The organism is Bradyrhizobium sp. BLXBL-03 (assembly GCF_051853015.1).
In the GTDB taxonomy this organism is placed as follows: Bacteria; Pseudomonadota; Alphaproteobacteria; order Rhizobiales; family Xanthobacteraceae; genus Bradyrhizobium; species Bradyrhizobium manausense.
This window is the reverse complement of record NZ_CP182470.1, coordinates 3,828,607-3,851,825: the sequence shown is the minus strand read 5'-3', so window position 1 is coordinate 3,851,825 and position 23,219 is coordinate 3,828,607. Positions and strand designations below refer to the sequence as shown.

Genomic DNA, 23,219 nt, shown 5'->3' with positions numbered 1-23,219 from the left:
CACGGGCCGGAAGGGGCTGTTCTTCATGATGGTTTAGCGACGGCCGCCCGCCGCCCCGGGATCGTCATGGCGGCGACACCGAGGACGACGCAGGCGAGGCCAATCCATGCGGTCCGGCTCAGGGTCTCGCCGAGGAAGGCGACGCTGATGGCCACTCCGATGGGGACGCGCAGGTAAGCCTGAGCGGAAATAGATCGCGAAGGCGGCTGCGGTCGAGAATACCGCGAGCGCGAGCAGCGCGAGGACGGAGCTTAGCGACGGCGACAGCGTCCAGGGCTGCTCGAGCAGGAGCGAAGCCGGGATCAGCACGGCCGCGCCCGCCAGCAGCGAGCCGGCGGCGGGCGCCATGGGATCGAGGCCCTTGAAGCTGCGGCCGAAGATCGCGGCGCAGGCGTAGCAGATGGTGGCGGCGACGATTGCCGCCTCCGCAACGAGGCTGCGCCCGATCTCGCGGAACGCACCGACGCCGACGATCAGCAGGATGCCGGCCATGCCCGCGACCACGCCGAACAGCTTTCGCGGCGTCGTTGCCTCATGGCGGGTGATGATCGCGGTGAGCAGGAAGGTGAAGATGGGCCCGGCCGAATTGAGGATGGTGGCGAGCGCGGCATCGACATGGCGTTCGCCCCAGGCGATCAGGGTCCATGGAATGACGCTGTTGAGCACGGCCTGGAACGCGAAGCGCTGCCAGGTCGCGGCATCCGCAGGCATGCTGATGCCCCTCGCCCACATGACCGCGAGCAGTAACAGGCCCGCAACCGTCGTGCGCGCGGCGATCAGCGTGACCGCAGGGATGGTGGCGACGCCGAGCTTGATGAAGGTGTAGGAGCCGCCCCAGAGGGTTGCGAGCGCGACCAGCAGCGCCAGCTCGACGGCGATATTGGTGTCCTGCCTGGCATCCATCTGATCCATCCCATCCATTCGCGATGGACGGAACCTAGCTCATCGATGGTCGCCAATACTTCGTTCGGTATCGAAGTGTTCTAGCCGACCGCGCCGACCTCGAACACCTCGCCGTCATAGCCGGCCTCGCGGGGGATGCGGAGCTGCCGCCCGCTTTCGGTTTTCGTCATTACCGGCATCACCGTGACGATCGACATCCCCTTGGCATGATCGAGCGCAGCACTTACGGTTGGCTGCTTCGCCAGCCGAATCAGATTTCGCGTGGTCGGGAACGGCAGCTTGAAGCGGCCGCTCTGACCGCCCTCCACCGCCTCGCGGGCTGACAGCCAGATCGAGTCAGTCGACTCCCGCCCGTCATGCGCGCCGAGCTGGTCGGGCGGTGCAGCCGCGAGAAAAAACCAGGTGTCGAAACGCTTGGGCATGCCCTCCGGCGTGATCCAGTGCGCGTAAGGCACGAGCGTGTCGAGCGCGAGCTGAAGGCCGTTATCCTCGAGGATTTTCAGGAAGCTGATCTTGTGCTCGTTCAGCGCGACGCGATGCGCCTCGGCGATCTCGCCGGCGCGTTTGGCATCGATAGGCCTGTTCGAGCCTTTCGACCGTGCCAGCAGGATGCCGCTCTCCTCAAACGTCTCGCGGATCGCGGCGATACGAAAACCGCGGTCAGCTTCGCTTAAGCCCTCGCCGCCCGAATAAAGATCGGCGCGGGCAACGATTTCCTGATCGCCCGCATCGACGCTGCCGCCCGGAAACACCAGCGCGCCCGAGTTGAACTCGATCTGATGATGGCGGACCATCATGAAGATTTCGACCTCCTTGGCGCCATCACGCAGCAGGAGGATTGTCGAAGCCGGGCGTGATGCTGATGTCTCGGACATTCAACTAACCTGCCGCGCTGGATTGCGGGCCGAGATTGGCGCGCTTGTCGAAACGGGCGACGCGCGACAAGAGATAGTCGACTTCCGCTTTCGCGGTCGCCGTCATCGTCGCGCCCGGCTTGCGCTGTGCGCTGGAGGCGATGATGCCGCGCTTCTGCAGCACGTATTTGCGCACGGTCAGGCCGACGCCGGGCTGCTGCTCGTAGCGGATCAGCGGCAAATGCGCGTCGAAGATGTCATGCGCGGCATCGCGCTTGCCGGCCTTGGAGAGGTTGACGACGTCGATCAGAAGCTCGGGGAACGCATAGCCGGTCATGGCACCGTCGGCGCCGCGCTCCATTTCAAAGTCGAGGAACGTGCCGCCATTGCCGCAGAGGATCGAGAGCGGACGGAGCGAGCCGTCCTTCTGGAAGCCGCGCAGGGTCGTGATCTTTTCCAGGCCCGGCCAGTCCTCGTGCTTGAGCATCACGCAGTTCGGATTGTCCATGACGATCTTGCGGATCACGGCGGGCGTAAACACCACAGTGAGCGTCAAAGGATAGTCCTGGAGCACCCAGGGCACATCGGGGCCGATCGCCTCGGCCGCCTGCTTGAAATAGCCCACGATCTGATCGTCGGTGCGAAGTGAGGGCGGCGGCGCGATCATGACGCCGGCCGCGCCTGCGTCCATCGAGGCCCTGGCCAGCGAGCGCATGGTGGCAAAGCCCGGCGCGGAGACGCCGACGATCACCTGCATCTTCCTGGCGCGCTTGACGTAGCGCACCGCGACCTGCTCGGCCTCGGCGGCATCGAGCTTCGGGGCCTCGCCGAGGATGCCAAGCACCGTGACGCCGTCGCAGCCGACCTCCTCGTAGAAATCGGTCAGGCGGTCGATCGAGCGCTCGTCGATCCGGCCGTCGTCGTGGAACGGCGTCGGCGCGATTGCGAAAGTGCCCTTGGCGTCGGCGGTGAGTTTCATAAGTCAATATTCCCTTTGTTCGTCATTCCGGGGCGATGCGTCAGCATCGAACCCGGAATCTCGAGGTCCCGGGTTCGCGCGTTGCGCGCCCCGGGACGACCATGGCTAAAACCGCCGCGCGCCCATCTTGATCTGCTCCTCCGAGAAGAAGATCTCCTTGGCATGCGCAACGATGTCCTGGGCATTCCAGCCCGTATGCGGCGGCTTCCAGCCTTCCATCTCCATCATCCGCATTTCGCGCACGCCGCGGGGCCCGGACACGCCCAGCACCTTGCCGGTCTGGTCGCCCGACAAATCGCTGACCATGTATAGCACGGCCGGCGCGATGCCGTCCGGCCCCAGCGCTGCACCTGGGTTCTCCTTATAGCGGGGCAGGTCTGCGGTCATGCGGGTCAGGGCGCCCGGCGCCAGCGTCCAGATCCGGATGTTGTACTTGCGACCCTCGATCGCCAGCACGTTGGACAGGCCCCAGATGCCGCCCTTGGCGGCCCCGTAATTGGTCTGACCGAAATTGCCGATCAGGCCCGAGGTCGAGGAGGTGTTGACGATGACGCCGCCGCCATTTTCCCGCATCCAGCGAAACACCGGCATGGTGCAACAGAAGGTGCCTTTCAAATGCACCTTGATGACCTTGTCCCAGTCGGCCTCACTGGCCTTGTGAAAGGTCTGGTCGCGCAAAATGCCGGCATTGTTGACGAGGATGTCGGCGCGGCCGAAATGCCTGATGGCGTCGTCGAACACCGACTGGCCGCCCTCCATGGTGGAGATGTCGGCGCCGTTGGCGACCGCCTTGCCGCCCTCGGCCTTGATCGCGTCCACCACCTGCTGCGCCATGGACTTATCGGCACCGGAGCCGTCGCGGGGCCCGCCGAGATCGTTGACCACGACCGAGGCCCCTTCCCGCGCGAACAGCTTTGCGTAGGCCTCACCGAGCCCTCCGCCCGCGCCGGTGATCAGCGCAACCTTGCCGTCGAGTAGTCCCATGGTGGCTTCTCCCTGTTTATTATTGTCATTCCGGGGCAGCGCGCAGCGCTGAACCCGGAATCCAGAGGTTGTAACGCGCGAGATTCCGGGTTCGCGCTTCGCGCGCCCCGGAATGACTGCGAGGCCTAACCCAACACCGTCTTGCCGTTCTTGATCACCGTCACCCCGCGCGACTTCACCTTGGCTTCGAACGAGATCGTGTTGCCGTCCTTCCAGAGGTCCATGGTGACAGTCTCGCCTGGATAGACGGGCGAGGAAAACCGCGCGACGTGCTGGCGGAACGCTGACGCATCGTAGTCGGCATAGGTCTGCAGCACGCCGCGGCAGGTGATGCCGTAGGTGCACATGCCGTGCAGGATCGGGCGCGGGAAGCCGGCCTTCCTGGCAAACTCGGGATCGGAGTGCAGCGGATTGCGGTCGCCGCAGAGACGATAGACCAGCGCCTGGTCCGGGCGCGTCGCGATGTCGATGGTCTTGTCGGGCGCGCGCGAGGGGATCTTGTGCGGATCGGGCTGGGTGAGATTCGGCCCGCCGAAGCCGCCGTCGCCGCGAGCGAAGCGCGAGGCGACAAGTGTCGCGAGCTTCTCGCCCTTCTCGTTCTTCAGCACGGTCTGGTGGCTGATGACGACGCCCTTGTCCTTGCCCTTGTCGTAGACCTCGAGCACGGAGGAATCGGCGGTGATGTTGGCGGCGACCGGCAGCGGCTGGTGGAAGGTGATGTCGCGCTCGCCGTCAACCACCATCACGCGGTTGAGATTCATCTCGCCCGGGCCCGAGCCCCAGGCCGCGACGGAGGCAAAGGTCGGTACGACCTTCAGCGGCCGCGGCGTGAGCGTGCCCTCGTTGACGAAGGCGAGTTCGTTCTCGTCCATCGGGTCGGCGCCGAGACCGATGCCGTAGGCGTAGAGCATCACCTCGCGGTCAGTGTAGGCATATTTTTGGCCGAGGTTTTTCAGGCCTTTGAGTTCTTCGTATCTGGCGGACATTTTTTGGTTTCCTCCCGGTGGTTCTCATCCTCGTGGTGAGGAGGCGCTGTTGCGCCGTCTCGAACCATGAGGATGCCCGAAACGCTTCTTGTCATGGCCCTCCTTCGAGACGCTTGCTTCCCAAGCTCCTCAGGATGAGGACCTACACCGGCGTAAAAAACGGCAGTGGCGCCCCGTCCGTTGGCTTGAACACCACCTTCACCTTCTGGCCGATCTTGAGCTTCTCGAGATCGCAGTCGACGAAATTGGTCTGCACGGAAGGCCCCTCCTTCAACGTGACGTAGCCGATGGCGTAAGGACCGGTCGGAGATTTCCGCATCAGGCTGTAGGTGTAGATCGTGCCCTCGCCCGAGGCTTCCTCCCACACCGTCTTGTCGGAGTAGCAGAACGGGCAGATCGAGCGCGGGAAGTAATGCGCTTCGCCGCACGCCGTGCAGCGCTTGATCATGAACCTGCCCGATTTCGCCGCGTCCCAGAACGCAGCGGTCTCGGGGTTCGTGACCGGCGCTGGATATTTTCTCGCTTCGCTCATCACACGCGCTCCAGAATGGCCGTCGAGGCGGCGTGGCGAACACCCAAGAGGCCGCCGGTGCCGTGGGCGATGGCGAGATCGCAATTCGGAACCTGCACCTTCGGATGCGCCTCGCCGCGCAGCTGCCTGACGGCCTCGATGATCTTGGTCATGCCGCCGCGATTGACGGGGTGGTTGCTGCACAGGCCGCCGCCATCGGTGTTGAACGGCAGCTTGCCGACGCCCGAGATCAGATTGCCGTCGGCAACGAACTTGCCGCCCTCGCCCTTCCTGCAGAAGCCGAGGTCCTCGAGCTGCATCAACACCGTGATGGTGAAGCTGTCATAGATCGAGGCGTATTTGATGTCCTTCGGCGTGATGCCGGCCTCCTCGAACGCGCGCGGGCCGGACCAGACACCGGCGGAGTAAGTGAGATCGAGATCCTTGCCGCCCCGCGGACCCTTCATCGCCTCGCCATGGCCGATCAGGCGCACCAGCGGCTTCTTCAGGCTCCTGGCGATTTCAGGCGTGGTCACGATCAACGCGCCACCGCCGTCGGAGACGACGCAGCAATCCATGCGATGCAGCGGATCGGAGATCATCGGCGAATTCAGCACGTCCTCGACGGTGACGACGTCCTTGAGCATCGCATGCGGATTGTATTGCGCATGATGAGAGGCCGCGACCTTGATCCAGGCGAGCTGTTCGCTCGTGGTGCCATAGTCGTGCATATGGCGCATGGCACACATGCCATAGGCATTGTGTGTGGTCGCACCGTAAGCCGACTCGAAATCGGCTTCCGCGCCGGCCGCGCGCGGCGGCATCGCGCCGGTGCGCGGCTTGCCCGCGAGCGTGATGAGCGCGATCGAGCACTTGCCTGCCGCGATGGCTTCAGCGGCATGGCCGAGATGGATGATGTAGGAGCAGCCGCCGGTCTCGGTGGAATCGACATGGCGGAGCCTTTTGGTGTTCAGCCCGAGATAGTCGACCATCGGCCAGGCGCCGCCGGGCGCATCGCCCGCGCAGAAATAGCCGTCGACATCGTCCTTGCTGATCCCGGCATCCTCGATCGCGCCCTTGGCGACCTCGGCATGAAGCTGGGCGGTGGATTTGTCCGGCGCATGCCGGGTCGGGTGTTCGTAGATCCCGGCAATGTAGGCCTTGCCCTTGATGGTCAAAACAGAGGTCTCCGCTCGCGTCTCTTATTGGCTCTTTTTTCTGAACCGCACCGGGCGGATTGGCAAGCGCGGAAATATTCCGCCTCGCGAGAGGGCGGCGTGTGTGCCCGACGGCACAAGCCGCTTTTCGTTTTACACGAAATGGAGCCGGACTCTCGAAAACAACCCCATGCACAGTAGAACGAGGGTTGATTTCAAAGAGGAAATTGTAGGGTGGGCAAAGCGACAGCGTGCCCACGCATTTTCCGTGATCGAGAGAGATGGTGGGCACGGCGCAAGCGCGCCTTTGCCCACCCTACATGACTCACCCTACTCCGCCGCGATCTGCCGCGGCGCCGGGGGCGGGTTCGCCAGATCGGCGGCGAGCTGGGCGTAGCGGGCCTTGGCGTCGGTCACGGCCTTCTCCTTCACCGGACCGTAGCCGCGGATGCGGCCGGGCAGTGAGAGGAGTTCGACGGCTGTGTCGTGCGTGACCGGCGACAACAGACCGAGCACGGTGGCGACGTCCTTCTCGTAGCCTGCGATCAGGTCGCGCTCGAGCTTGCGGTCGGCGCTGCGACCGAAGATGTCGAAGGGGGTGCCGCGCAGGAATTTGAACCTGGCGAGCACGCGGAACGCCTTCAGCATCCACGGGCCGAAGGCGCGCTTCTTCGGGCGGCCCAGCGCATCGACGCCGGACGCCAAAATCGGCGGGGCGAGGTTGAAGCTGAACGTGTAGTCGCCCTCGAACTGGTCGCGGAGCTGCTGCTCGAAAGCGCCGTCAGAGAACAGGCGCGCGACCTCGTACTCATCCTTGTAGGCGAGCAGTTTTGCGTAGTTGATCGCGACCGCGCGCGGCAGCGCTTCGCCATAGCCCTTGATCGCGGCATCGCGAACCTGATCGACCAGCTTGCGATAGCGCTTGGCCAGGCGGCCGTTCTGATAGGCGGTGAGATGCTTGGCGCGATGCTCGATGACTTCATCGAGAGTCATGGCGTCCAGCGTCTTGGGCGCGGCAACCTCGTCCGTGCCCTTCAGCATCTCGGCGAGGCGCGCAGGGTCCGCGACGGCAAGGCGGCCGAGGCGGAAGGCTTCCTTGTTCATCTTGATCGAGACCCCGTTGACCTCGATGGCCTGCTCGATCGCTTCCGCCGACAGCGGGAACAGCCCCTTCTGATAGGCATAGCCCATCATCATCATGTTGGTGGCGATGGCATCGCCGAGCAGTTGCTCGGCCGGCCTGGTGAAATCGAAGAACACGGAATCCTTGTGCAGCGCCGTCTCCAGCAGGCCGGTCAGCTTGCGGGTCTGGAAGTTGAAGTCGCGGTTGAGCACGAAATCGGCGGTGGGGATGACGTGGCTGTTGATGATGCCGCGGGTGCGGCTGGTGTCGCACAGCGAGATCGTGTCCTTGGCGACCGCGACCACCTCGTCGGCAGCGAGCACGACATCGGCGGTGCCGGTGACGATGCGCGAGCACGTCACCTCGGCCGGATGATCCGAGAGGCGGACGTGGCTGAGCACCGCGCCGCCCTTCTGCGCAAGGCCGGACATGTCGAGGATCATCGAGGCCTTGCCCTCGATATGGGCGGCCATGCCGAGCAGCGCGCCGATGGTGAGCACGCCGGTGCCCCCGACACCACCTACGGCAATGTTGTAGGGCTTGTCCAGCGTCGGCCGCGAGGCCGGCTCGGGCAGCTCACCAATATCGGCGAGCTCGGCCGGCGCGCGGTGGCGCGGCTTGCCGCCATCCACGGTGACGAAGGACGGGCAGAATCCCTTGAGGCAGGAATAGTCCTTGTTGCAGGCGGACTGGTTGATGGCGCGCTTACGGCCGAACTCGGTCTCCAGCGGCTCGACCGAGATGCAGTTCGACTGCACCGAGCAGTCGCCGCAGCCTTCGCAGACGGCCGGGTTGATCATGACACGGCGCGCCGGATCCTCCATCAGGCCGCGCTTGCGGCGGCGGCGCTTTTCGGCGGCGCAGGTCTGCACGAACACGATCGCAGAGGTGCCCTTGTACTCGCGGCACATCTTCATGACGTTCTGCAAGTCGTCGCGGTGATATTTCTTGACGCCGGGCGCAATGCTGTCGGCGGGATAGGCGTCCGGGTTTTCCGAGACCAGATAGATCTCGCGGATGCCTTCGGCGTGAAGCTGGGCCATGATCTTCTCCGGCGAGAGATCGCCGTCATGGCGCTGGCCGCCGGTCATGGCGACGGCGTCGTTGTAGAGGATCTTGTAGGTGATGTTGGCCTTGGAGGCGATCGCCTGTCGAATGGCGAGAATGCCCGAGTGGAAATAGGTGCCGTCGCCGAGGTTGGCGAATATGTGGTTCTCGTTGGTGAAGGGGGCGATACCGACCCACGGCACGCCCTCACCGCCCATATGGGTGAAGGTCTCGGTGGAGCGATCCATCCACAGCGCCATGAAATGGCAGCCGATGCCGGCGAGCGCACGGCTGCCCTCAGGGACTTTCGTGGAGGTGTTGTGGGGGCAGCCGGAGCAGAAGTAAGGGGTGCGAGAAACCGGCGCCGTGGGGATCATCTGGGACGCCTGCCGGCCGTTGAACCAGTCGGCCTTGGCGCGGAGCATCTCGGCAATCTCGGGGTTGAGATTAAGTCGAAGCAGCCGTTCGGTCAGCGAGGTCGCAAGCGAGGCGACGCTGAGCTCGGCGGCGAAGGTCAGGAAGCGCTTGTCGTGCTCGTCCATCTTGCCGACGATGCGCGGGCGGACGTCGTCGCGCCAGTTGAACAGCTCCTGCTTGACCTGGTTCTCGACGATCTCGCGCCGTTCCTCGACGATGAAGATCTCCTCCAAGCCAACGGCGAACTGGCGCACGCCCTCCGGCTCCAGCGGCCAGGGCATGCCAATCTTGTAAAGACGAAGACCGATTCTAGCGGCGATCTCTTCGGTGATGCCGAGCTCGCGCAGCGCCTGCCGCACGTCCTCATAGCTCTTGCCCGAGGCCATGATGCCGAAACGGGCGTTCGGCGAATCCATGGTGACGCGGTTGACCTTGTTGGCGCGTGCGAAGGCGATCGCAGCAAAACCCTTGTAGTCCTGCAGGCGCCGGTCCTGCTCGAAGCGATCGTCGGGCCAGCGCAGGTTGAGGCCGCCGGGCGGCAGCTCGAAATCGCTGGGGATGATGAAGGGCTTCATCTCGTCGGTGAGGTCGATCTCGGCGGTGGTCTCCACCGTCTCCGTGATCACCTTCATGCCGACCCAGCAGCCGGAATAACGCGACATCGCGATGCCGAGCAGGCCCATCTCGATCATCTCGTGGATGCTCGAAGGATAGAGATAAGGCATCAGCGCCGAGATAAAGGCGTGGTCGGACTGATGCGGGACGGTGGAGGATTTGGCACCGTGGTCGTCGCCGGCAAGGCATAGCACGCCGCCGTTCTTGGCGGAGCCGGCGGCATTGCCGTGGCGGAAGACGTCGCCGCAGCGGTCGACGCCTGGGCCCTTGCCGTACCAGATACCGACCACGCCGTCATATTTGGCCCCGGGCGAGAGGTTGAGCTGCTGCGAGCCCCAGATGGCGGTCGCCGCCAGGTCCTCGTTCACGCCGGGCTGGAATTTGATGTTGTACTGCTCGAGGTGCTTTCGCGCGGCGAAAAGCTGCTGGTCGTACCCGCCGAGCGGCGAGCCGCGGTAGCCGGAGATGAAGCCCGCGGTGTTCAGGCCGGCGGCGCGGTCGCGCCTGATCTGCGCCATGGGCAGACGGACTAGCGCCTGGATGCCCGTCGTGAAGATATGGCCGGTCCCTTGTGTGTATTTCTGATCGAGACTGATCGGACCCTGGTTGATGCCCATTCTTGTCCTCTTCCGCCCTTTTGAGCGTTTGGCTGCCTAAGCCGTTGCCTGCCCGTTGTTTTCAGGTAGGGCACGCCGACCACCTCTGCCACTCTATGTCGGATATTTAACGCGGCGCATCACAAATCTGGACCTTCCGCGGCGACGGGAAAAAAACGCAATTTCGTGGCCGGAAAGACATTGGCGATTTTCAATTTGTGTCACCATACCCCCGCTGTCGCGAAACGACATGACGCCGCTATGATTGGGCATTCGACCGATGGTCGCAGGAGCAGGCTTCTCATGCGGACGATTCTGGCTGTTGCGCTGTTGTGCAGTGCGGTTGCGGAGGCCGCTCCCGCCGCCGAGCCGTCGCCCGAGCTGATCGCCTACGGCAAGACGCTTGTCGAGGCCGGCGACTGCGCGGGCTGCCACACCGCCGATCCCGCCAAGCCCTTCGCGGGGGGAAAACGCATCGACACGCCCTTCGGTGCGATCTATGCGCCGAACCTGACGCCTGATCGCGACACCGGGATTGGCGCCTGGACCGACGCCGATTTCACCCGCGCCTTGCGCTATGGCACCGCGCCGGACGGCTCGCTCTACTATCCAGCCTTCCCCTACCCCTACTTCACGCGGATGACCAAGGACGACACGCTGGCGATCCGCGCCTATCTCGGCACCCTCGCGCCCGTGGTCAGCCGCAACAAGCCGCCGGAGCTGCACTGGCCCCTCAACTATCGCTTCCTGATGCGCGGCTGGAACTTGCTGTTCTTCACGCCCGGGCTGTTCGAACCGGACCAGAACAAGAGCGCAGCGTGGAATCGGGGCGGCTATCTCGTCACCGGGCTCGGTCATTGCGGCGCCTGCCACACGCCGAAGAACGCTTTGGGCGCGGACAAAAGCTCGCAGGCGCTGACCGGCAACGAAATCGAGGGCTGGTACGCACCGCGCCTCGATGGCGCTGCGCGGACCGGGCTGCAATCGTGGAGCACTGAGGACATCACCGAATATCTGCAGAGCGGCCGCAACGCCAGGAGCCATGCCGGCGGGCCGATGGCCGAGGTGATCGTCGCCTCGACCTCGAAGATGAGCGATGCCGACATCCGAGCGATCGCGATCTATTTGAAGAGCCTGCCGCCGGCGCGGCGCGAGACCATCGTGGCGCCGCCCGAGGCGGCCGAGATGAAAGCGGGCCAGGCGGTCTACGCAAAATTCTGCATCGCCTGCCATGAGGCCGACGGCTCCGGCGCGCCCCGCATCTATCCGCCGCTGCCGGGCAATGCGCTGCTGCAATCCATCAACCCCTCCTCGACCTTGCGCGTCATTCTCGACGGCGCCCACACCGTGACGACGCCGCGCGCGCCGAACACCGGCGAGATGCCCGGCTATGCCAAGCAATTGTCGGATGCGGAGATCGCGGCGGTCACCAACTACATCCGCAATTCCTGGGGCAATGCCGGCCTGCTGGTGACGCCGGCGCAGGTGGCGAGGGCGCGCAGGCCGGCGCCGTAGCTGTCTCCCTGTCATTGCGAGCGCAGCGAAGCAATCCAGAATCCCTCTGCGGTGACAGACTGGATTGCGCTCGCAATGACGATGCCGAGAGAGCTGCTACTCCTCATCCCCCGTGAACACGAATTTCGGCATCTCCCATTTGTAGCGCACGGCGAGGAGACGAAAACTGATGCCGAGGGCGAAGGTCAGGATGGTCCATAGCTCGGCGTTGAGTTTCAAACCGAACGCGGTGGCATAGAACAGCCCCGTCACCACCGAGACGCTGGCGTAGAGCTCGGAGCGAAACAAGAGCGGCACGTCGTTGCAGAGCACGTCGCGGAGCACGCCGCCGGCGCAGCCCGTCACCATGCCGGAGACGATCACGATCGGCAGCGAGGCATCCATCTGCCAGGCGACGTCGCAGCCGGTCATGGTGAAGACGACGAGGCCGATGGCATCGAGCACGATGAAGGCGATCTTCAACCGGTGCACGAGACGCGCGAACAGGATCGTGAGGAACGCAGCCCCGCCGGCGAGCGCGAGATAGATCGGGTTCTGCACCCAGGCCAGCGGATAATGGCCGAGGAAGAGATCGCGTAGCGTGCCGCCGCCGAGCGCCGTGATGCAGCCGAGAAAGCAGACCCCGAGCCAATCCATGCTGCGCCGTCCCGCCGCAAGCGCTGCCGTCATGCCTTGCGCGGCGACGGCGATCAACGACAAGAGATGGAGCACGCTATCGATCGGTGGCAGGCTCCACATCGCTTTGTTCCCCCTTTTTGCCGTGGAACTTACGCGCCGAGTTCCGCGTGCACAGGTTCCCGATTCCTCGCTCGAGGGCAACATCCGACGAAAGCACTAGGGAACCCGGAACAGAATCTCGCAGCCGTGGGTTGTCTGAAGGCAATCAACGAGGAGACCCAATCGATGGCTGACGACCGTTTTCCCAACGATCCGTACCGCCCGAACCTCGCCGACGATGAGTATCTTCGCGCGGCGCGCCGGGATGCCGACCTGCAGGCTGATCCCGAGCTCGGCGAAGGCCCCGCCTCCAGCGGCAAAATCGCGCTGTTCGCGGTGGCGATCGCCCTGGTGCTGGGCGCCGTGTTCTATGGCTTAAACAATACCAACTCAGGCAACCAGGCGAGCAATACGCCGGCTACACAAACCGCGCAGCAGACGACTCCGGCCAACCCCGCCGCACCTCCCGGCATGCGTGACGTGACGCCGCGCAACAACACCGCGCCGGGCGTGACCACGGGTGCTGCGCCGAGCAAGCCGGCGGTGGATACGCAGACGCCGTCTGATGGCGCGAAGTAACGGCACGACCGTCTTCGCGTAGCACACAAACGTCATCGCCCGGCCTTGTGCGCAATTGCGCATCAGGACCGGGCGATCCAGTCCTCCGAGACGGTTGAAGTCGAATCGACAAGCCGCGGACGACTGGATGCCTCGCCTGCGCGGGGCATGACATCGAGAGGATGAGAGAGCGGCGGGATCGAAAGGTCCCGCCGCTTTCGTTGGGAGCTAGCTGAACATCTTGTTGAGCTCGCCGCCGGGATAGCCGCCGGCCAGTTCGCCAAACGTCCCCTTCTCCGCCATTTCCTTCGCCGCGCGCATGAAGCCGCCCCAGGCGGCGCGGGCGAGCGAGCCACCGACGCTGATGCGGCGCACGCCGAGATCTTCGGCCTCCTTCAGCGACAAGCCGGAGCTGCCGATCAGCAGGTTGAACGGCTTTGGTGCGACGGCCTTCACCACGGCCGCGATGTCCTCGCGCGTCTTCAGGCCCGGCGCGTAGAGGCAATCGGCACCGGCATCGGCGTAAGCCGTGAGCCGGTCGATGACGAGCTTGAGATCGGTGACACCCCAGAGATAAGCCTCGCAGCGGCCGACCAGCAGCGTGCCACTGTCGCCGATCGCCTTGCGCGAGGCCTTGATGCGCTCGACTGCAAGCGCGCGATCATAGAGCGGCTTGTCCTTGTCCCCGGTGGAATCCTCGATCGACAGGCCGGCGACGCCGGTGCGCACGCCACGCTCGACATTTTCGGCGACCTGGTCCGGCTCGACGGCAAAACCGCCCTCGAAATCCGCGTTCACGGGAATGTCGACGGACGAGCTCAATGCTGCCAGATGCTGACAGACGTCCTCCACGGTGACGCGATTGTCGGCCTTGCCGATGGTCCAGGCAAAGCCCGCGCTCGACGAGGCGATCGCCTTGAAACCGAGATGCTGCAACGCCCTGGCGCCGCCGACATCGACCGGATTGGGCAGGATGAAGCAGCCGCTCTCGTGCAGCTTCCTGAACGTCGCGCGCTTGTCAGCCGTTGTCACATGCATGTTTCTCTCCCATGTTGGCCGCGCAGAGATAGGGACGCTCGCAGGACGGCGCTAGTCCAATACCACCTTGCGCAGGAAGGTGCGCTCTTCCGCCAGGATGAACTTGTTGTCCTCGGCGAAATGGAAGTTCGCCATGCCATCGCCATCCTGCCGCAGCCGCGCGCGATAGGCCTCGTAGGCGGCGAGGCTCTCGAAAGTGATCAGTGCAAAGGCGATGTTGTTGGTGCCTTCATGCGGCATGAAATAGCCGATCAGGTCGCCGCCACATTTCGGGATGATGGACAGCCAGCGCTTCGAATAGTCCTCGAACTGCGCGCGCTTGAAGGGATCGAGCTGGTAGCGGATGAAGACGGTGACGGACATGTTGGGCTCCTGTTTTCGCGCTGTCATTGCGAGCGCAGGTCTCGTGGGGTGGGCAAAGCGAAGCGTGCCCACCTCGTCTCTTCGCAACGACGATTGGTGGACACGTCGCTCCGCTCCTTTGCCCACCCTACGGGTCCCGCGATGACGACTTGGTGAGACGCTACGCTCTTGCCCGACTACAATGCTTCGGCTACCATCGAAGCATGAAATCTGGACCCGACATCGCCATGGTCGCCGCGCTGGTCGGCGATCCCGCCCGCGCCAACATGCTCACGGCGCTGATGAACGGCCGCGCGCTCACGGCGAGCGAGCTGGCGCAGGAGGCCGGCATCACGCCGCAGACCGCGAGCTCGCATCTGGCCAAGCTCGAGGCCGGCGGGCTGGTCGAGCCGGAGAAGCAGGGCCGCCACCGCTACTACCGCCTCACCGACGACGACGTCGCCGGCGTGCTCGAAGGACTCGCCGGTCTTGCCGCGCGCACCGGCCATATGCGCGTGCGCACCGGGCCGAAGGATCCGGCGCTGCGCCGGGCGCGGATCTGCTACGACCACCTCGCCGGCGATCTCGGCGTGCAGATGCTGGACTCGCTTCGGTCGCGCAACCTCGTAAAGCAGAAGAAGCAGGAGATCGAGCTGACGACGGAAGGCGAGCGCTTCCTCGCCAAGCATTTGCAGATCTCGCCCGACATGCTCAGCCATCCGCGCCGCCCGGTCTGCAAGGCCTGCCTCGACTGGAGCGAGCGGCGCCACCATCTCGCCGGCACGCTCGGGGCTGCCATGATGCAGCGCTTTGCCGAGCTGAAATGGGCCGCGCGCGATGCCACGCCCGGCAGCCGTGTGGTGAATTTCACCCGCACCGGCGAGAAACAATTCGCGGCGCTGTTCGGGAACAGCAAGGACTGATCACGCAAACGGAGTGAGCTCGCAAATTTGCGTGTGATCGAGCGGTGTTACGATCGCCGGGCTTGACCCTGCCATCCACGCGCTTATGGCCTCAGTCATTCCGGGCGGCTCGCAGAGCCGAACCTCAGGTGCGCAACTGCGCACCGGGGAATCTCGAGGTTCCGGTTCGATGCTTTGCATCGCCCCGGAACGACGCCGTAAATTAAGAGACCTCTATGATCCGCATTCTCCCGGCCGCCCTCGCCGCCGCCCTCTTTGCGTCCCCACTCATCGCCCACGCCGCCGACGCGCCCCAGCGCGAGCCTTACGGCATTGCGCTCGAAGGCTTTGCCTATCCCTATCCCGTTCATCTGCTGCCTGTTGTCAATGACGGCGAGCAGCTCGCCATGGCCTATATGGACGTCGCCCCAGCTCAGCCGAACGGCCGCGCCGTCGTGCTGCTGCATGGGCGCAATTTCCCGTCGAGCTACTGGGCCGATGTCATCAAGATGCTCAATGACGCGGGCTATCGTGTGGTGGTGCCGGACCAGATCGGCTTCGGCAAATCCTCCAAGCCGATGGGCGAGTTGCATTTCGACAATCTGGCGCGCAACACCATCGCGCTGCTCGATCACCTCAAAATCGACAAGGTCGACGTCGTCGCGCATTCGCTCGGCGGCATGTTAGGGGTGCGCATCGCCCGCGCCTATCCGGACCGTGTCGCCCATCTGGTGCTGACCGCACCGATCGGCCTCGAAGACTATCGTCTCTACGTGCCGCCGGTTCCGACCGAGACAATCATCGAAACCGAGGACAAACTCACCGCCGACGGCTACCGAAAGCAGCTCCAGACCAATTATGCGATCAAGCTGCCGCCGGAGGCGATCACGCCGTTCATCGACGCCCGCTTCAACATCAAGGGCAGCCCCGACTATCCGCGCTGGCTGCGCGCCTTCGTCTCATCCGGCCAGATGATCTATCGCGAGCCGGTCGCGCACGAAATTCCTGAGATCACCGCGCCGACACTGTTCATCATGGGCGCCGACGACCACAACGCCCCGGGCCGGCCGAATGCGCCGGAAGCGTTGCGCGCAAAGATGGGGCAGAATGCCGAGCTTGCAAAAGCGTTGGCTGCGAAGATGCCGAATGCGCGCGCCGAGATTATTCCGGACACCGGTCACCTCGTCTTCTTGGAGGCGCCGGAGAGGTACCGAGAGCTCGTGTTGGGCTTTCTCGGCCGCTAGCGTCATCGATGTCGCGCGAAGCCGCACGCGCAAAATGTTCATGCCGCATTCAGGTCATGATTGGCAGGTTTGGATCGCAACGTGACGGCACGTACTCGTTTTGATGTGTCGAATCGTGTCTGTTGATTCATTGCGCGCCGCAGGCGCTAAGCCCCTGTCCCAAGAACTTGCTCCAAGAACTTGCTTCCAAGAACTTGCTTCCAAGAACTTGCTCCCAGAGACCAGAAGGAAAATCAGATGAAATATCTTTTCGCCGCCGCGATGCTCGCCAGCGCGGCCGTCGGCTTCAGCGAGTCCGCCAGCGCCGCCGGGGGTTGCGGCCCGGGCTGGTACCGCGGTCCCTATGGCGGCTGCCGTCCGATGGAGCGGGTCGTCGTGGCTCCCGCGCCGGTCGTGGTTGCTCCGCCTGTTGTCGTGGTGCGTCCGCGCGTGTGCCCCTATGGCTTCCGCTGGTACGCCGGCCGCTGCCGTCCGTTCTGATCTCTCCCAGTTGCGAAGCAGCAAAAAGGGGATCGCGATTGCGATCCCCTTTTTCATTCCGGGCCCGGCGTTACCAGTGACGCCAATGGCGATGATGCCAGCGATGGCGCCAACCCCAATGACGATGACGCCAGCCCCAGTGGCGGTGACGCCAACCCCAGTGACGGTGGTGCCAACCCCAGTGACGGTGATGCCAGTGGCCGTGACCCCAGCGCACCTGCTCCGGCTTGAGCTGGGCTGCTTCCTCGCTGGTGGTGACGGCAGGATGAGCGTCCGGATTGGCCGATGGCAGGCTGTCTTTCCCCAGCACTTGCGGCGCGAGCGGCGCGGCCTGCGCGGCGGCGGTGAATGCGGCAGCTCCCGCCGCGACACCGAATGCAAGTTTCAAAAAGTTCCGGCGCTCCATGACTTAATCCTCTGCTTCATCGATCAAGTGATGCAGAACAAGTGTCGCGGCGCCGATATGAACCGCCGCTGAATCGACCGTTCAGGTTCACTGCAGAGAGCCCCGATGGAACGAAGCTCTATCCGTCCTGCGCTCGGCCAAAAAATTCGCACCCCCCGTCGGAGCGCGCCGTCTCCATCCGTCCTAGGGCTGAGACAGCACGGAGACAGCACATGGCCGACCTCACGCACGGGAAGACCCGATGGCGCATGTCGCGGCGGCCGATAAGGCCCCGGGCAATGTGATCGACCGCACACACATGGCGTCGCGGTAGCTCTACAGTCACCCCAGCCATAACGAATTGCCGCGAAGCCATTTCAGAGAGAGAAAGGTGTCCCATGTCCCGCATCGCATATCTCAGAGAACAGATTGCCCGCGCCGAGCGGCTGGCGAAAGCCATCCTCGACCGGCGGACGGCGGAGCAGCTTCAAACCTTCGCAGCCGAATGCCGCGCCGAACTGTCCGAGCTGACCCTCAAGACCGCCGCGTGATGCGTACGGCCTGCCCGGGGCGTCACACCAGCTTCATCGGCGTATCCGCGACCACGCGCAGATCGATGCTGCCGATCAACGCCGACCGGCGCGCTTCCGCAGCGCCGATCGCATCGTCCGTCTGCCGCAACGTGCTGATGTTCGAGCCGAGCGAAACGATGCCGCCGAGCACCAGGGCGATCGAGCCGATCGCGGCGGTCTGACCAAATCCAAACAGCCCGAGAATGGTGGCCAGGAGCAGCACCGCACCGCTGCCAATCGCGATCTTGGACGCCAGGATGTACTTCCGGCACCGCTCGGCGATCTCGGCGAGCCGCTCGATGCGATCTTCGATGTCGGCGATTTCGTCGGTCGGATCGTCTTCGGTCATTGGATTTTGATCGAACCTGTAGGGAGGGTTACGGCTTCGCCTAACCCACCCTACTCATTTCTCACAACGGCAAATTGTCGTGCTTCTTCGCCGGCATTTCCGTCTTCTTGTCCTTGAGCATCGCCAGCGCCCGCGCGATCCGCTTGCGGGTCGAATGCGGCATGATGACGTCGTCGATGTAGCCGCGTTCGGCGGCGATGAAGGGCGACAGGAAGCGGTCTTCGTATTCCTTGGTGCGCGCGGCGATCTTGTCGGGGTCGCCGATGTCGCTGCGGAAGATGATCTCGACCGCGCCCTTGGCGCCCATAACGGCGATCTGGGCGGTCGGCCAGGCGTAGTTCATGTCGGCGCCGATCTCCTTGGACGCCATGACGTCGAAGGCGCCGCCATAGGCCTTGCGGGTGATGACGGTGACGAGCGGCACCGTGCACTGCGAGTACGCGAACAGGAGCTTGGCGCCGTGCTTGATCAGGCCGCCATATTCCTGCGCGGTGCCGGGCAGGAAGCCCGGCACGTCGACGAAGGTGACGATCGGGATGTTGAAGGCATCGCAGAAGCGCACGAAGCGCGCGGCCTTGCGTGAGGCGTCAGAGTCGAGCACCCCGGCCAGCACCATCGGCTGGTTGGCGACGAAGCCGACGGTGCGGCCGGCGATGCGGCCAAAGCCGGTGACGATGTTCTTGGCGAAGGCTTCCGCGATCTCGAAGAAGTCGCCCTCGTCCACGACCTTCAGGATCAGCTCCTTCATGTCGTAGGGCTTGTTCGGATTATCGGGAATCAGCGTGTCCAGGGACATGTCGACGCGGCCGATGTCGTCGAAGCTCGGCCATTCCGGCACGCCGTCGGTATTGTTGGACGGCAGGAAGTCGATCAGGCGACGCATCTGCAAAAGCGTCTCGACATCGTTCTCGAAGGCGCCGTCGGCGATCGACGAGCGCGTGGCGTGCACCGAGGCGCCGCCGAGCTCTTCGGCGGTGACGACCTCGTTGGTCACGGTCTTCACGACGTCAGGCCCGGTGACGAACATGTAGCTGGTGTTCTTTACCATGAAGATGAAGTCGGTCATCGCAGGCGAATAGACGTCGCCGCCGGCGCAAGGGCCCATGATGACCGAGATCTGCGGGATCACGCCCGAGGCCAGCACGTTGCGGCGGAACACGTAGGAGTAACCGGCGAGCGCGGCGACGCCCTCCTGGATGCGGGCACCGCCCGCATCATAGAGGCCGATGATGGGCGCCCGCGCCTTCATCGCCATGTCCTGGAGCTTTGTGATTTTCAGCGCGTGGGTTTCGGAGAGCGAGCCGCCGAACACGGTAAAATCCTTGGCGAAGACGAAGGTCTTGCGGCCGTTGACGGTGCCCCAGCCGGTGACGACGCCGTCGCCCGGCACCTTGGTCTTCTCCATGCCGAACTCGGTGGAGCGGTGCTCGACGAACATGTCGAACTCCTCGAACGATCCCTTGTCGAGCAGGAGCTCGATGCGCTCGCGCGCGGTCAGCTTGCCGCGGGCGTGCTGCGCCTCGATGCGCTTCTCCCCGCCGCCGAGCTTGGCGCCGGCGCGACGGTCTTCAAGGGCGTCCAGGATATGTTTCATTTGCTCCCGCCAGTTCTTAAGCCTTAAGTGCTGGGCGTTCTAACACGGCATTTTGCAGGCCGGGAAGCGGCTTTCGGCGCCGCAGGGCTGCTTTGACGCAGCGTGAAAGCGCAAGGAATTCCAAAGTTTTGCCTGGGGATGCGACCATGGACGACAGAGCTGTTGACACCGGCGCCGTGACAGGCGGCGTCAGGGCCCTGCTGCGGCTCGAGGGGCTCGCTCTGTTCGCGGCCATGACGGCGCTCTATGCGACCTGGGGCGGCTCCTGGCGGGTCTACGCCCTGCTCTTCCTGGTGCCGGATCTGAGCTTCCTGGCGTACCTCGTGGACGCCAAATTCGGTGCGCTGGTCTACAACGCCGCCCACAGCTACATGGCGCCGGTGGCGCTGATGACGCTGGGTTTTGGCCTCGCCTCGCCCCTCACGCTCTCCATCGCCTTGATCTGGCTCGCCCATATCGGCATCGACCGAGCGCTGGGCTATGGCCTGAAATATTCCGCCGGGTTCGGCTTCACCCATCTGGGGCGGATCGGCCGGCAGAACGGCGCCTGAGCTGCCGCGCGAGCGGCGGGATGACCGTGATTTTGTCGCGGCTGGCCGGTTGACCGGGCCTGCCGATTCAGGCTTGCTCCAGGCTTGCGATCAGGCGCCGAATGTTGCGTGAGCTCAGTCGGTACGGCGGCGGTCATCACGTCCGGCTGCAAGCATCACCTCATGTCCGCCACCGTCGTTCCCTTGCCTGCGAACAGCGCGTCCGAGACCACCGACTTCCTGCGGCGCATGGCCAGCATGGTGTCGGGGCGGAACGGCGAGATGCTGCTGCGCGCGGCCGCGCTGATTGAATCACTCAAACAGCGGGCCATGTCGGCCGAACGGCTGTTTCACGAGCAGCAGGAAGAGAACAAGCGCCTGGGGGAGCTGCGCGAGGCCACTGAACTCGCATCCGACGCGATGGCCAGCCAGATCGCCGCGCTGCGGACGCAGCTAGCCGAGGTGACGACAGCCGCGGCCAGCGAGCGTGCCGCGTTCGACACCGAGCGCGGCAAGCTGCTCGGCCTGATGCAGGACGCGGAGAGCCATATCGGCAAGCTCACCACCGAGCTCGATACGTTGCGCGCCTCGGTCGATGCTTTCAACGAGACCGCGGTGACCGTGCCGATCGAGGTGCTGCGGCTGGCGCGCACCCAGTTCGACTATCTCTCCAGCGGCTTTGCGCGCAAGGGCGACGTGATCGCGCAGGCGATGAGCGAGATCGGAGGCTTTGCCATCGATCAGGCGCTGACGGCGAAGAAGCCGGGCGACAAGGTGTGAAACTGCCTCTTTGGAGCTTTTGCAGGCCCTGTTCAAGCTGGGATAGCGACCCTACACTCCGTCATTGCGAGCGCAATGACGTGTGGAGAGAGACGCGCCGGCGTTGTGCGCTAGCGCGCGCGGCCCGACAGCCGCAGCACGAACACCAGAACTTCGGCGACGGCCTTGTAGAGGTCGGGCGGGATTTCGTCGCCGAGCTCGACCTTGGAAAGCGCGCCGGCCAAAATCTCGTTCTCCTCGATCGGAATGTCATGAGCCTTGGCGATCTCGACGATCTTGGCGCCGATCGTGCCCTTGCCCTTGGCAACCACGACGGGCGCGCCGCTACCCTTCTCGTAATGCAGCGCAATCGCGAGCTTGGATTCGTCGCTCATGTGGCGCGATCCAGGAAATGCCCGGCGCGCGCCGGCGCGGCCAGCGGCGGCGTGCCGTCGCGCACGATGATGTCGCCGGGCTTGAGCTCGGCCTTGGTCAGCGCCTGATTGAGCTCGCCGATGCCAGCGCGGAGCTGCTGCGCGGTCGCCGGCCGTTCGGCCCACATCCGCACAAAGGTCTTGTCGCCGTTGAGCGTGATCAGCGCGTGCACGGGTCCTGATGGCTCGACATTGATGGTGAAGCGCGCGCGCCAGGCGCGCTTGGCGGGATCGGGCGTTTCGTTGCCGCCGTCGCGCGAGATCTCGAATTGCGCCATCGCGGTACCTTGCGGGGTCGCAAACGGAATCTCGAAATTCCACTGCGGCGCGGTCGGGTCGCTGCGATGGCCACTGGCGTCAGTGCGATCAGGCAGCGAAGCGACCTGAAGCAGCGTCTGCCGCGCGATCGCAGCATCGGTGTCGCCGAGCAGGCGATGCACGGTGGCAGCGAGCGGTGTGGTGGGCGCGAGCGACGGCGAAGCGACGGGTTGCTGCGCCGGTAGCGCGCCGCGGAACGGCGGTGGCGTCGTCGTGCGCGCAGCTGCCTCGAAGATATGGCCGTCAGGAACGGCCTTGGTCGCACCCGGCACGTTGCCGGTCAGGCGCGGCAGGCTTTGCGTAACCTCTTGCAGCAGGCTCGCGGCAAGGCCTGCCGACATCGTGCGTGGCAAAGGCGCCCGAGGCGTCTCACCAGCCATGTCTTTCAGCACGGCAGCCGCAAGCGCAGCGTCGCGCGGCAATTGTGCAGGCTGGGCAATCCCCACTTCCGGCGATGGCAACGCCGCCTGCGCAGCCTCGCCTGGCACCTGCAGCGGCGAAGTTGCGATCTGCGGCGCGGCCGCAGGACTGGGCACAATCGTGGCGGTTGGTGTGGCCGCGTGTGGCGCGGCGGTCGCCGGTGTAACTGACGTCGCCGCCAGTATCTGGCGCAGCACGAGCAGCGCGGCCTTCAAGTCCGGCACGGCCCCAGGCTGCGGCGTTGCGCCCGCGGCCAGCGAAGCCTCGAGAAACAGGCCGGACTTCTGGAACGCGGATTCGATATCGCCGCCATCCAACGCCATGTTGAGTGGCGTCTGCTGTGCCAGCACGTCCAGCACGGCCTGCTTCAGTCCGGCCGGCAGATTGCTGCCGGATACGACCGATGCGAGATTGGCGAATAGCGGCGCCTGGCTGCCCTGTTTTGTGACCGCCTCGGCCGAGGCTGCGGTGACGGCGACTTGCTCCAAAGGTGTCAGCATGGTGCGGGCCGCATTGACCGACGGCGCCAGCGGCGGGCTCTCGACCAGCGAGGCTGCGGTCGACGTCAGCGTGACCTGATCGGCGCTGGCCTCGCCTGCCCCGTTGACCACGGCGAGCCTGATCGTGCCGTCGTTCTGCGAGACCGCGAGCTGAAGATTTTGCCCCGGGGTCAGCGACACCTCGGACATCACGTCCATCGAGAGGTTGGCGATCGCGATCCGCACCAAATTGTCGGCGAGCAAGCTGACGACCCTGGCATCGACGACGGTGCCGGCCTGGAGCACGAGATCGGGCGTCGCCGCATCAGCCACGGGGCTGGCGGCACTGACCGGAAGGATCGAGCTTATCGGCGTCGGCATTTCAGGGGCCCGGGAATGCGAATCCCACCC

At 64.7% G+C, this 23,219-nt stretch carries 23 protein-coding genes and 1 pseudogene; 8 read left to right on the top strand and 16 right to left on the bottom strand.

Features of this window, described 5'->3' with window-relative positions; genetic code table 11:
• Positions 1-23 precede the first annotated feature (23 nt).
• From ACNJX9_RS18470 to ACNJX9_RS18435, 8 genes and pseudogenes are all read right to left on the bottom strand, one after another.
• Positions 24-903 (bottom strand): annotated as a pseudogene (locus tag ACNJX9_RS18470) (DMT family transporter).
• 80 nt (positions 904-983) lie between these two features.
• Entirely contained in the window at positions 984-1,778 is a 795-nt protein-coding gene (locus ACNJX9_RS18465; protein WP_439409823.1) for an NUDIX hydrolase, read from the bottom strand.
• Positions 1,779-1,782: 4 nt separating this feature from the next.
• Positions 1,783-2,736 (bottom strand): dihydrodipicolinate synthase family protein, encoded by a 954-nt coding sequence (locus ACNJX9_RS18460; RefSeq protein WP_057751685.1) that lies wholly within the window; start codon positions 2,734-2,736, stop codon positions 1,783-1,785.
• Positions 2,737-2,841: 105 nt separating this feature from the next.
• Positions 2,842-3,720, bottom strand: coding sequence for an SDR family oxidoreductase (locus tag ACNJX9_RS18455; protein WP_057751687.1), 879 nt, complete (start codon positions 3,718-3,720; stop codon positions 2,842-2,844).
• Between the two features lie 125 nt (positions 3,721-3,845).
• On the bottom strand, positions 3,846-4,706 hold the full coding sequence (locus ACNJX9_RS18450) for a MaoC family dehydratase (RefSeq protein ID WP_057751689.1): 861 nt from the start codon (positions 4,704-4,706) through the stop codon (positions 3,846-3,848).
• Positions 4,707-4,848: 142 nt separating this feature from the next.
• Entirely contained in the window at positions 4,849-5,238 is a 390-nt protein-coding gene (locus tag ACNJX9_RS18445; RefSeq protein ID WP_057751693.1) for a Zn-ribbon domain-containing OB-fold protein, read from the bottom strand.
• Positions 5,238-6,395, bottom strand: a complete 1,158-nt coding sequence (locus ACNJX9_RS18440; protein ID WP_439409822.1) for a thiolase domain-containing protein — start codon at positions 6,393-6,395, stop codon at positions 5,238-5,240. The genes ACNJX9_RS18445 and ACNJX9_RS18440 overlap by 1 nt, the downstream gene beginning before the upstream one ends.
• Before the next feature lie 309 nt (positions 6,396-6,704).
• Positions 6,705-10,193: an indolepyruvate ferredoxin oxidoreductase family protein gene (locus ACNJX9_RS18435; RefSeq protein ID WP_439409821.1), complete on the bottom strand. Its 3,489-nt coding sequence runs from the start codon at positions 10,191-10,193 to the stop codon at positions 6,705-6,707.
• A 282-nt stretch (positions 10,194-10,475) separates the two neighbouring features.
• Between ACNJX9_RS18435 and ACNJX9_RS18430 the strand changes: the two genes are divergently transcribed.
• Positions 10,476-11,687 (top strand): c-type cytochrome, encoded by a 1,212-nt coding sequence (locus tag ACNJX9_RS18430; RefSeq protein WP_439409820.1) that lies wholly within the window; start codon positions 10,476-10,478, stop codon positions 11,685-11,687.
• A gap of 96 nt (positions 11,688-11,783) precedes the next feature.
• On the opposite strand, the gene ACNJX9_RS18425 is transcribed toward ACNJX9_RS18430, so the two are convergent.
• Positions 11,784-12,425, bottom strand: coding sequence for a trimeric intracellular cation channel family protein (locus ACNJX9_RS18425; protein WP_057751713.1), 642 nt, complete (start codon positions 12,423-12,425; stop codon positions 11,784-11,786).
• 165 nt (positions 12,426-12,590) lie between these two features.
• On the opposite strand from ACNJX9_RS18425, the gene ACNJX9_RS18420 reads away from it, so the two are divergent.
• On the top strand, positions 12,591-12,983 hold the full coding sequence (locus ACNJX9_RS18420) for a hypothetical protein (protein WP_057751718.1): 393 nt from the start codon (positions 12,591-12,593) through the stop codon (positions 12,981-12,983).
• A 207-nt stretch (positions 12,984-13,190) separates the two neighbouring features.
• Here ACNJX9_RS18420 and ACNJX9_RS18415 read toward each other — a convergent pair whose 3' ends face one another.
• A complete protein-coding gene (locus tag ACNJX9_RS18415; RefSeq protein WP_439409819.1) occupies positions 13,191-14,000 on the bottom strand; it encodes an isocitrate lyase/PEP mutase family protein in 810 nt (269 codons plus the stop codon).
• Positions 14,001-14,051: 51 nt separating this feature from the next.
• Positions 14,052-14,363, bottom strand: coding sequence for an NIPSNAP family protein (locus ACNJX9_RS18410; protein ID WP_439409818.1), 312 nt, complete (start codon positions 14,361-14,363; stop codon positions 14,052-14,054).
• A 203-nt stretch (positions 14,364-14,566) separates the two neighbouring features.
• On the opposite strand from ACNJX9_RS18410, the gene ACNJX9_RS18405 reads away from it, so the two are divergent.
• The 3 genes from ACNJX9_RS18405 (at position 14,567) to ACNJX9_RS18395 (ending at position 16,968) form a co-directional block, all read left to right on the top strand.
• Positions 14,567-15,265, top strand: a complete 699-nt coding sequence (locus ACNJX9_RS18405; RefSeq protein WP_057751729.1) for a metalloregulator ArsR/SmtB family transcription factor — start codon at positions 14,567-14,569, stop codon at positions 15,263-15,265.
• Between the two features lie 215 nt (positions 15,266-15,480).
• The gene (locus ACNJX9_RS18400; RefSeq protein ID WP_057751736.1) at positions 15,481-16,488 is read left to right on the top strand and encodes an alpha/beta fold hydrolase; all 1,008 of its coding nucleotides are present in this window, start codon (positions 15,481-15,483) and stop codon (positions 16,486-16,488) included.
• Positions 16,489-16,725: 237 nt separating this feature from the next.
• Positions 16,726-16,968, top strand: a complete 243-nt coding sequence (locus ACNJX9_RS18395; RefSeq protein ID WP_271598914.1) for a GCG_CRPN prefix-to-repeats domain-containing protein — start codon at positions 16,726-16,728, stop codon at positions 16,966-16,968.
• A gap of 70 nt (positions 16,969-17,038) precedes the next feature.
• Here ACNJX9_RS18395 and ACNJX9_RS18390 read toward each other — a convergent pair whose 3' ends face one another.
• Positions 17,039-17,374, bottom strand: coding sequence for a twin-arginine translocation signal domain-containing protein (locus tag ACNJX9_RS18390; RefSeq protein ID WP_083514440.1), 336 nt, complete (start codon positions 17,372-17,374; stop codon positions 17,039-17,041).
• A 377-nt stretch (positions 17,375-17,751) separates the two neighbouring features.
• Here ACNJX9_RS18390 and ACNJX9_RS18385 point away from each other — a divergent pair, with 377 nt between their 5' ends.
• A complete protein-coding gene (locus tag ACNJX9_RS18385; RefSeq protein ID WP_167353995.1) occupies positions 17,752-17,904 on the top strand; it encodes a hypothetical protein in 153 nt (50 codons plus the stop codon).
• Between the two features lie 22 nt (positions 17,905-17,926).
• Here the strand turns inward: ACNJX9_RS18385 and ACNJX9_RS18380 are convergent, their stop codons facing one another.
• Both ACNJX9_RS18380 and ACNJX9_RS18375 read right to left on the bottom strand, forming a co-directional pair.
• A complete protein-coding gene (locus ACNJX9_RS18380) occupies positions 17,927-18,274 on the bottom strand; it encodes a hypothetical protein (protein ID WP_439409817.1) in 348 nt (115 codons plus the stop codon).
• Between the two features lie 61 nt (positions 18,275-18,335).
• Positions 18,336-19,868, bottom strand: a complete 1,533-nt coding sequence (locus ACNJX9_RS18375) for an acyl-CoA carboxylase subunit beta (protein WP_057751748.1) — start codon at positions 19,866-19,868, stop codon at positions 18,336-18,338.
• A gap of 146 nt (positions 19,869-20,014) precedes the next feature.
• Here ACNJX9_RS18375 and ACNJX9_RS18370 point away from each other — a divergent pair, with 146 nt between their 5' ends.
• The gene (locus ACNJX9_RS18370) at positions 20,015-20,419 is read left to right on the top strand and encodes a DUF4260 domain-containing protein (protein ID WP_439409816.1); all 405 of its coding nucleotides are present in this window, start codon (positions 20,015-20,017) and stop codon (positions 20,417-20,419) included.
• 162 nt (positions 20,420-20,581) lie between these two features.
• A complete protein-coding gene (locus ACNJX9_RS18365; protein ID WP_439410079.1) occupies positions 20,582-21,178 on the top strand; it encodes a hypothetical protein in 597 nt (198 codons plus the stop codon).
• 110 nt (positions 21,179-21,288) lie between these two features.
• Here the strand turns inward: ACNJX9_RS18365 and ACNJX9_RS18360 are convergent, their stop codons facing one another.
• Together ACNJX9_RS18360 and ACNJX9_RS18355 are read right to left on the bottom strand one after the other, a co-directional pair.
• A complete protein-coding gene (locus ACNJX9_RS18360; protein ID WP_057751754.1) occupies positions 21,289-21,552 on the bottom strand; it encodes an EscU/YscU/HrcU family type III secretion system export apparatus switch protein in 264 nt (87 codons plus the stop codon).
• Positions 21,549-23,189: a flagellar hook-length control protein FliK gene (locus ACNJX9_RS18355; protein WP_439409815.1), complete on the bottom strand. Its 1,641-nt coding sequence runs from the start codon at positions 23,187-23,189 to the stop codon at positions 21,549-21,551. Before ACNJX9_RS18355 ends, ACNJX9_RS18360 begins: the two co-directional genes overlap by 4 nt.
• Positions 23,190-23,219: the final 30 nt, after the last annotated feature.

Bases quoted from the DNA above. Each gene is read 5' to 3' on its own strand.
- ACNJX9_RS18465 (WP_439409823.1), bottom strand. From the start codon at position 1,778: ATGTCCGAGACATCAGCATCACGCCCGGCTTCGACAATCCTCCTGCTG.
- ACNJX9_RS18460 (WP_057751685.1), bottom strand. From the start codon at position 2,736: ATGAAACTCACCGCCGACGCCAAGGGCACTTTCGCAATCGCGCCGACG.
- ACNJX9_RS18455 (WP_057751687.1), bottom strand. From the start codon at position 3,720: ATGGGACTACTCGACGGCAAGGTTGCGCTGATCACCGGCGCGGGCGGA.
- ACNJX9_RS18450 (WP_057751689.1), bottom strand. From the start codon at position 4,706: ATGTCCGCCAGATACGAAGAACTCAAAGGCCTGAAAAACCTCGGCCAA.
- ACNJX9_RS18445 (WP_057751693.1), bottom strand. From the start codon at position 5,238: ATGAGCGAAGCGAGAAAATATCCAGCGCCGGTCACGAACCCCGAGACC.
- ACNJX9_RS18435 (WP_439409821.1), bottom strand. From the start codon at position 10,193: ATGGGCATCAACCAGGGTCCGATCAGTCTCGATCAGAAATACACACAA.
- ACNJX9_RS18430 (WP_439409820.1), top strand. From the start codon at position 10,476: ATGCGGACGATTCTGGCTGTTGCGCTGTTGTGCAGTGCGGTTGCGGAG.
- ACNJX9_RS18425 (WP_057751713.1), bottom strand. From the start codon at position 12,425: ATGTGGAGCCTGCCACCGATCGATAGCGTGCTCCATCTCTTGTCGTTG.
- ACNJX9_RS18420 (WP_057751718.1), top strand. From the start codon at position 12,591: ATGGCTGACGACCGTTTTCCCAACGATCCGTACCGCCCGAACCTCGCC.
- ACNJX9_RS18415 (WP_439409819.1), bottom strand. From the start codon at position 14,000: ATGCATGTGACAACGGCTGACAAGCGCGCGACGTTCAGGAAGCTGCAC.
- ACNJX9_RS18410 (WP_439409818.1), bottom strand. From the start codon at position 14,363: ATGTCCGTCACCGTCTTCATCCGCTACCAGCTCGATCCCTTCAAGCGC.
- ACNJX9_RS18405 (WP_057751729.1), top strand. From the start codon at position 14,567: ATGAAATCTGGACCCGACATCGCCATGGTCGCCGCGCTGGTCGGCGAT.
- ACNJX9_RS18400 (WP_057751736.1), top strand. From the start codon at position 15,481: ATGATCCGCATTCTCCCGGCCGCCCTCGCCGCCGCCCTCTTTGCGTCC.
- ACNJX9_RS18395 (WP_271598914.1), top strand. From the start codon at position 16,726: ATGAAATATCTTTTCGCCGCCGCGATGCTCGCCAGCGCGGCCGTCGGC.
- ACNJX9_RS18390 (WP_083514440.1), bottom strand. From the start codon at position 17,374: ATGGAGCGCCGGAACTTTTTGAAACTTGCATTCGGTGTCGCGGCGGGA.
- ACNJX9_RS18385 (WP_167353995.1), top strand. From the start codon at position 17,752: ATGTCCCGCATCGCATATCTCAGAGAACAGATTGCCCGCGCCGAGCGG.
- ACNJX9_RS18380 (WP_439409817.1), bottom strand. From the start codon at position 18,274: ATGACCGAAGACGATCCGACCGACGAAATCGCCGACATCGAAGATCGC.
- ACNJX9_RS18375 (WP_057751748.1), bottom strand. From the start codon at position 19,868: ATGAAACATATCCTGGACGCCCTTGAAGACCGTCGCGCCGGCGCCAAG.
- ACNJX9_RS18370 (WP_439409816.1), top strand. From the start codon at position 20,015: ATGGACGACAGAGCTGTTGACACCGGCGCCGTGACAGGCGGCGTCAGG.
- ACNJX9_RS18365 (WP_439410079.1), top strand. From the start codon at position 20,582: ATGTCCGCCACCGTCGTTCCCTTGCCTGCGAACAGCGCGTCCGAGACC.
- ACNJX9_RS18360 (WP_057751754.1), bottom strand. From the start codon at position 21,552: ATGAGCGACGAATCCAAGCTCGCGATTGCGCTGCATTACGAGAAGGGT.
- ACNJX9_RS18355 (WP_439409815.1), bottom strand. From the start codon at position 23,189: ATGCCGACGCCGATAAGCTCGATCCTTCCGGTCAGTGCCGCCAGCCCC.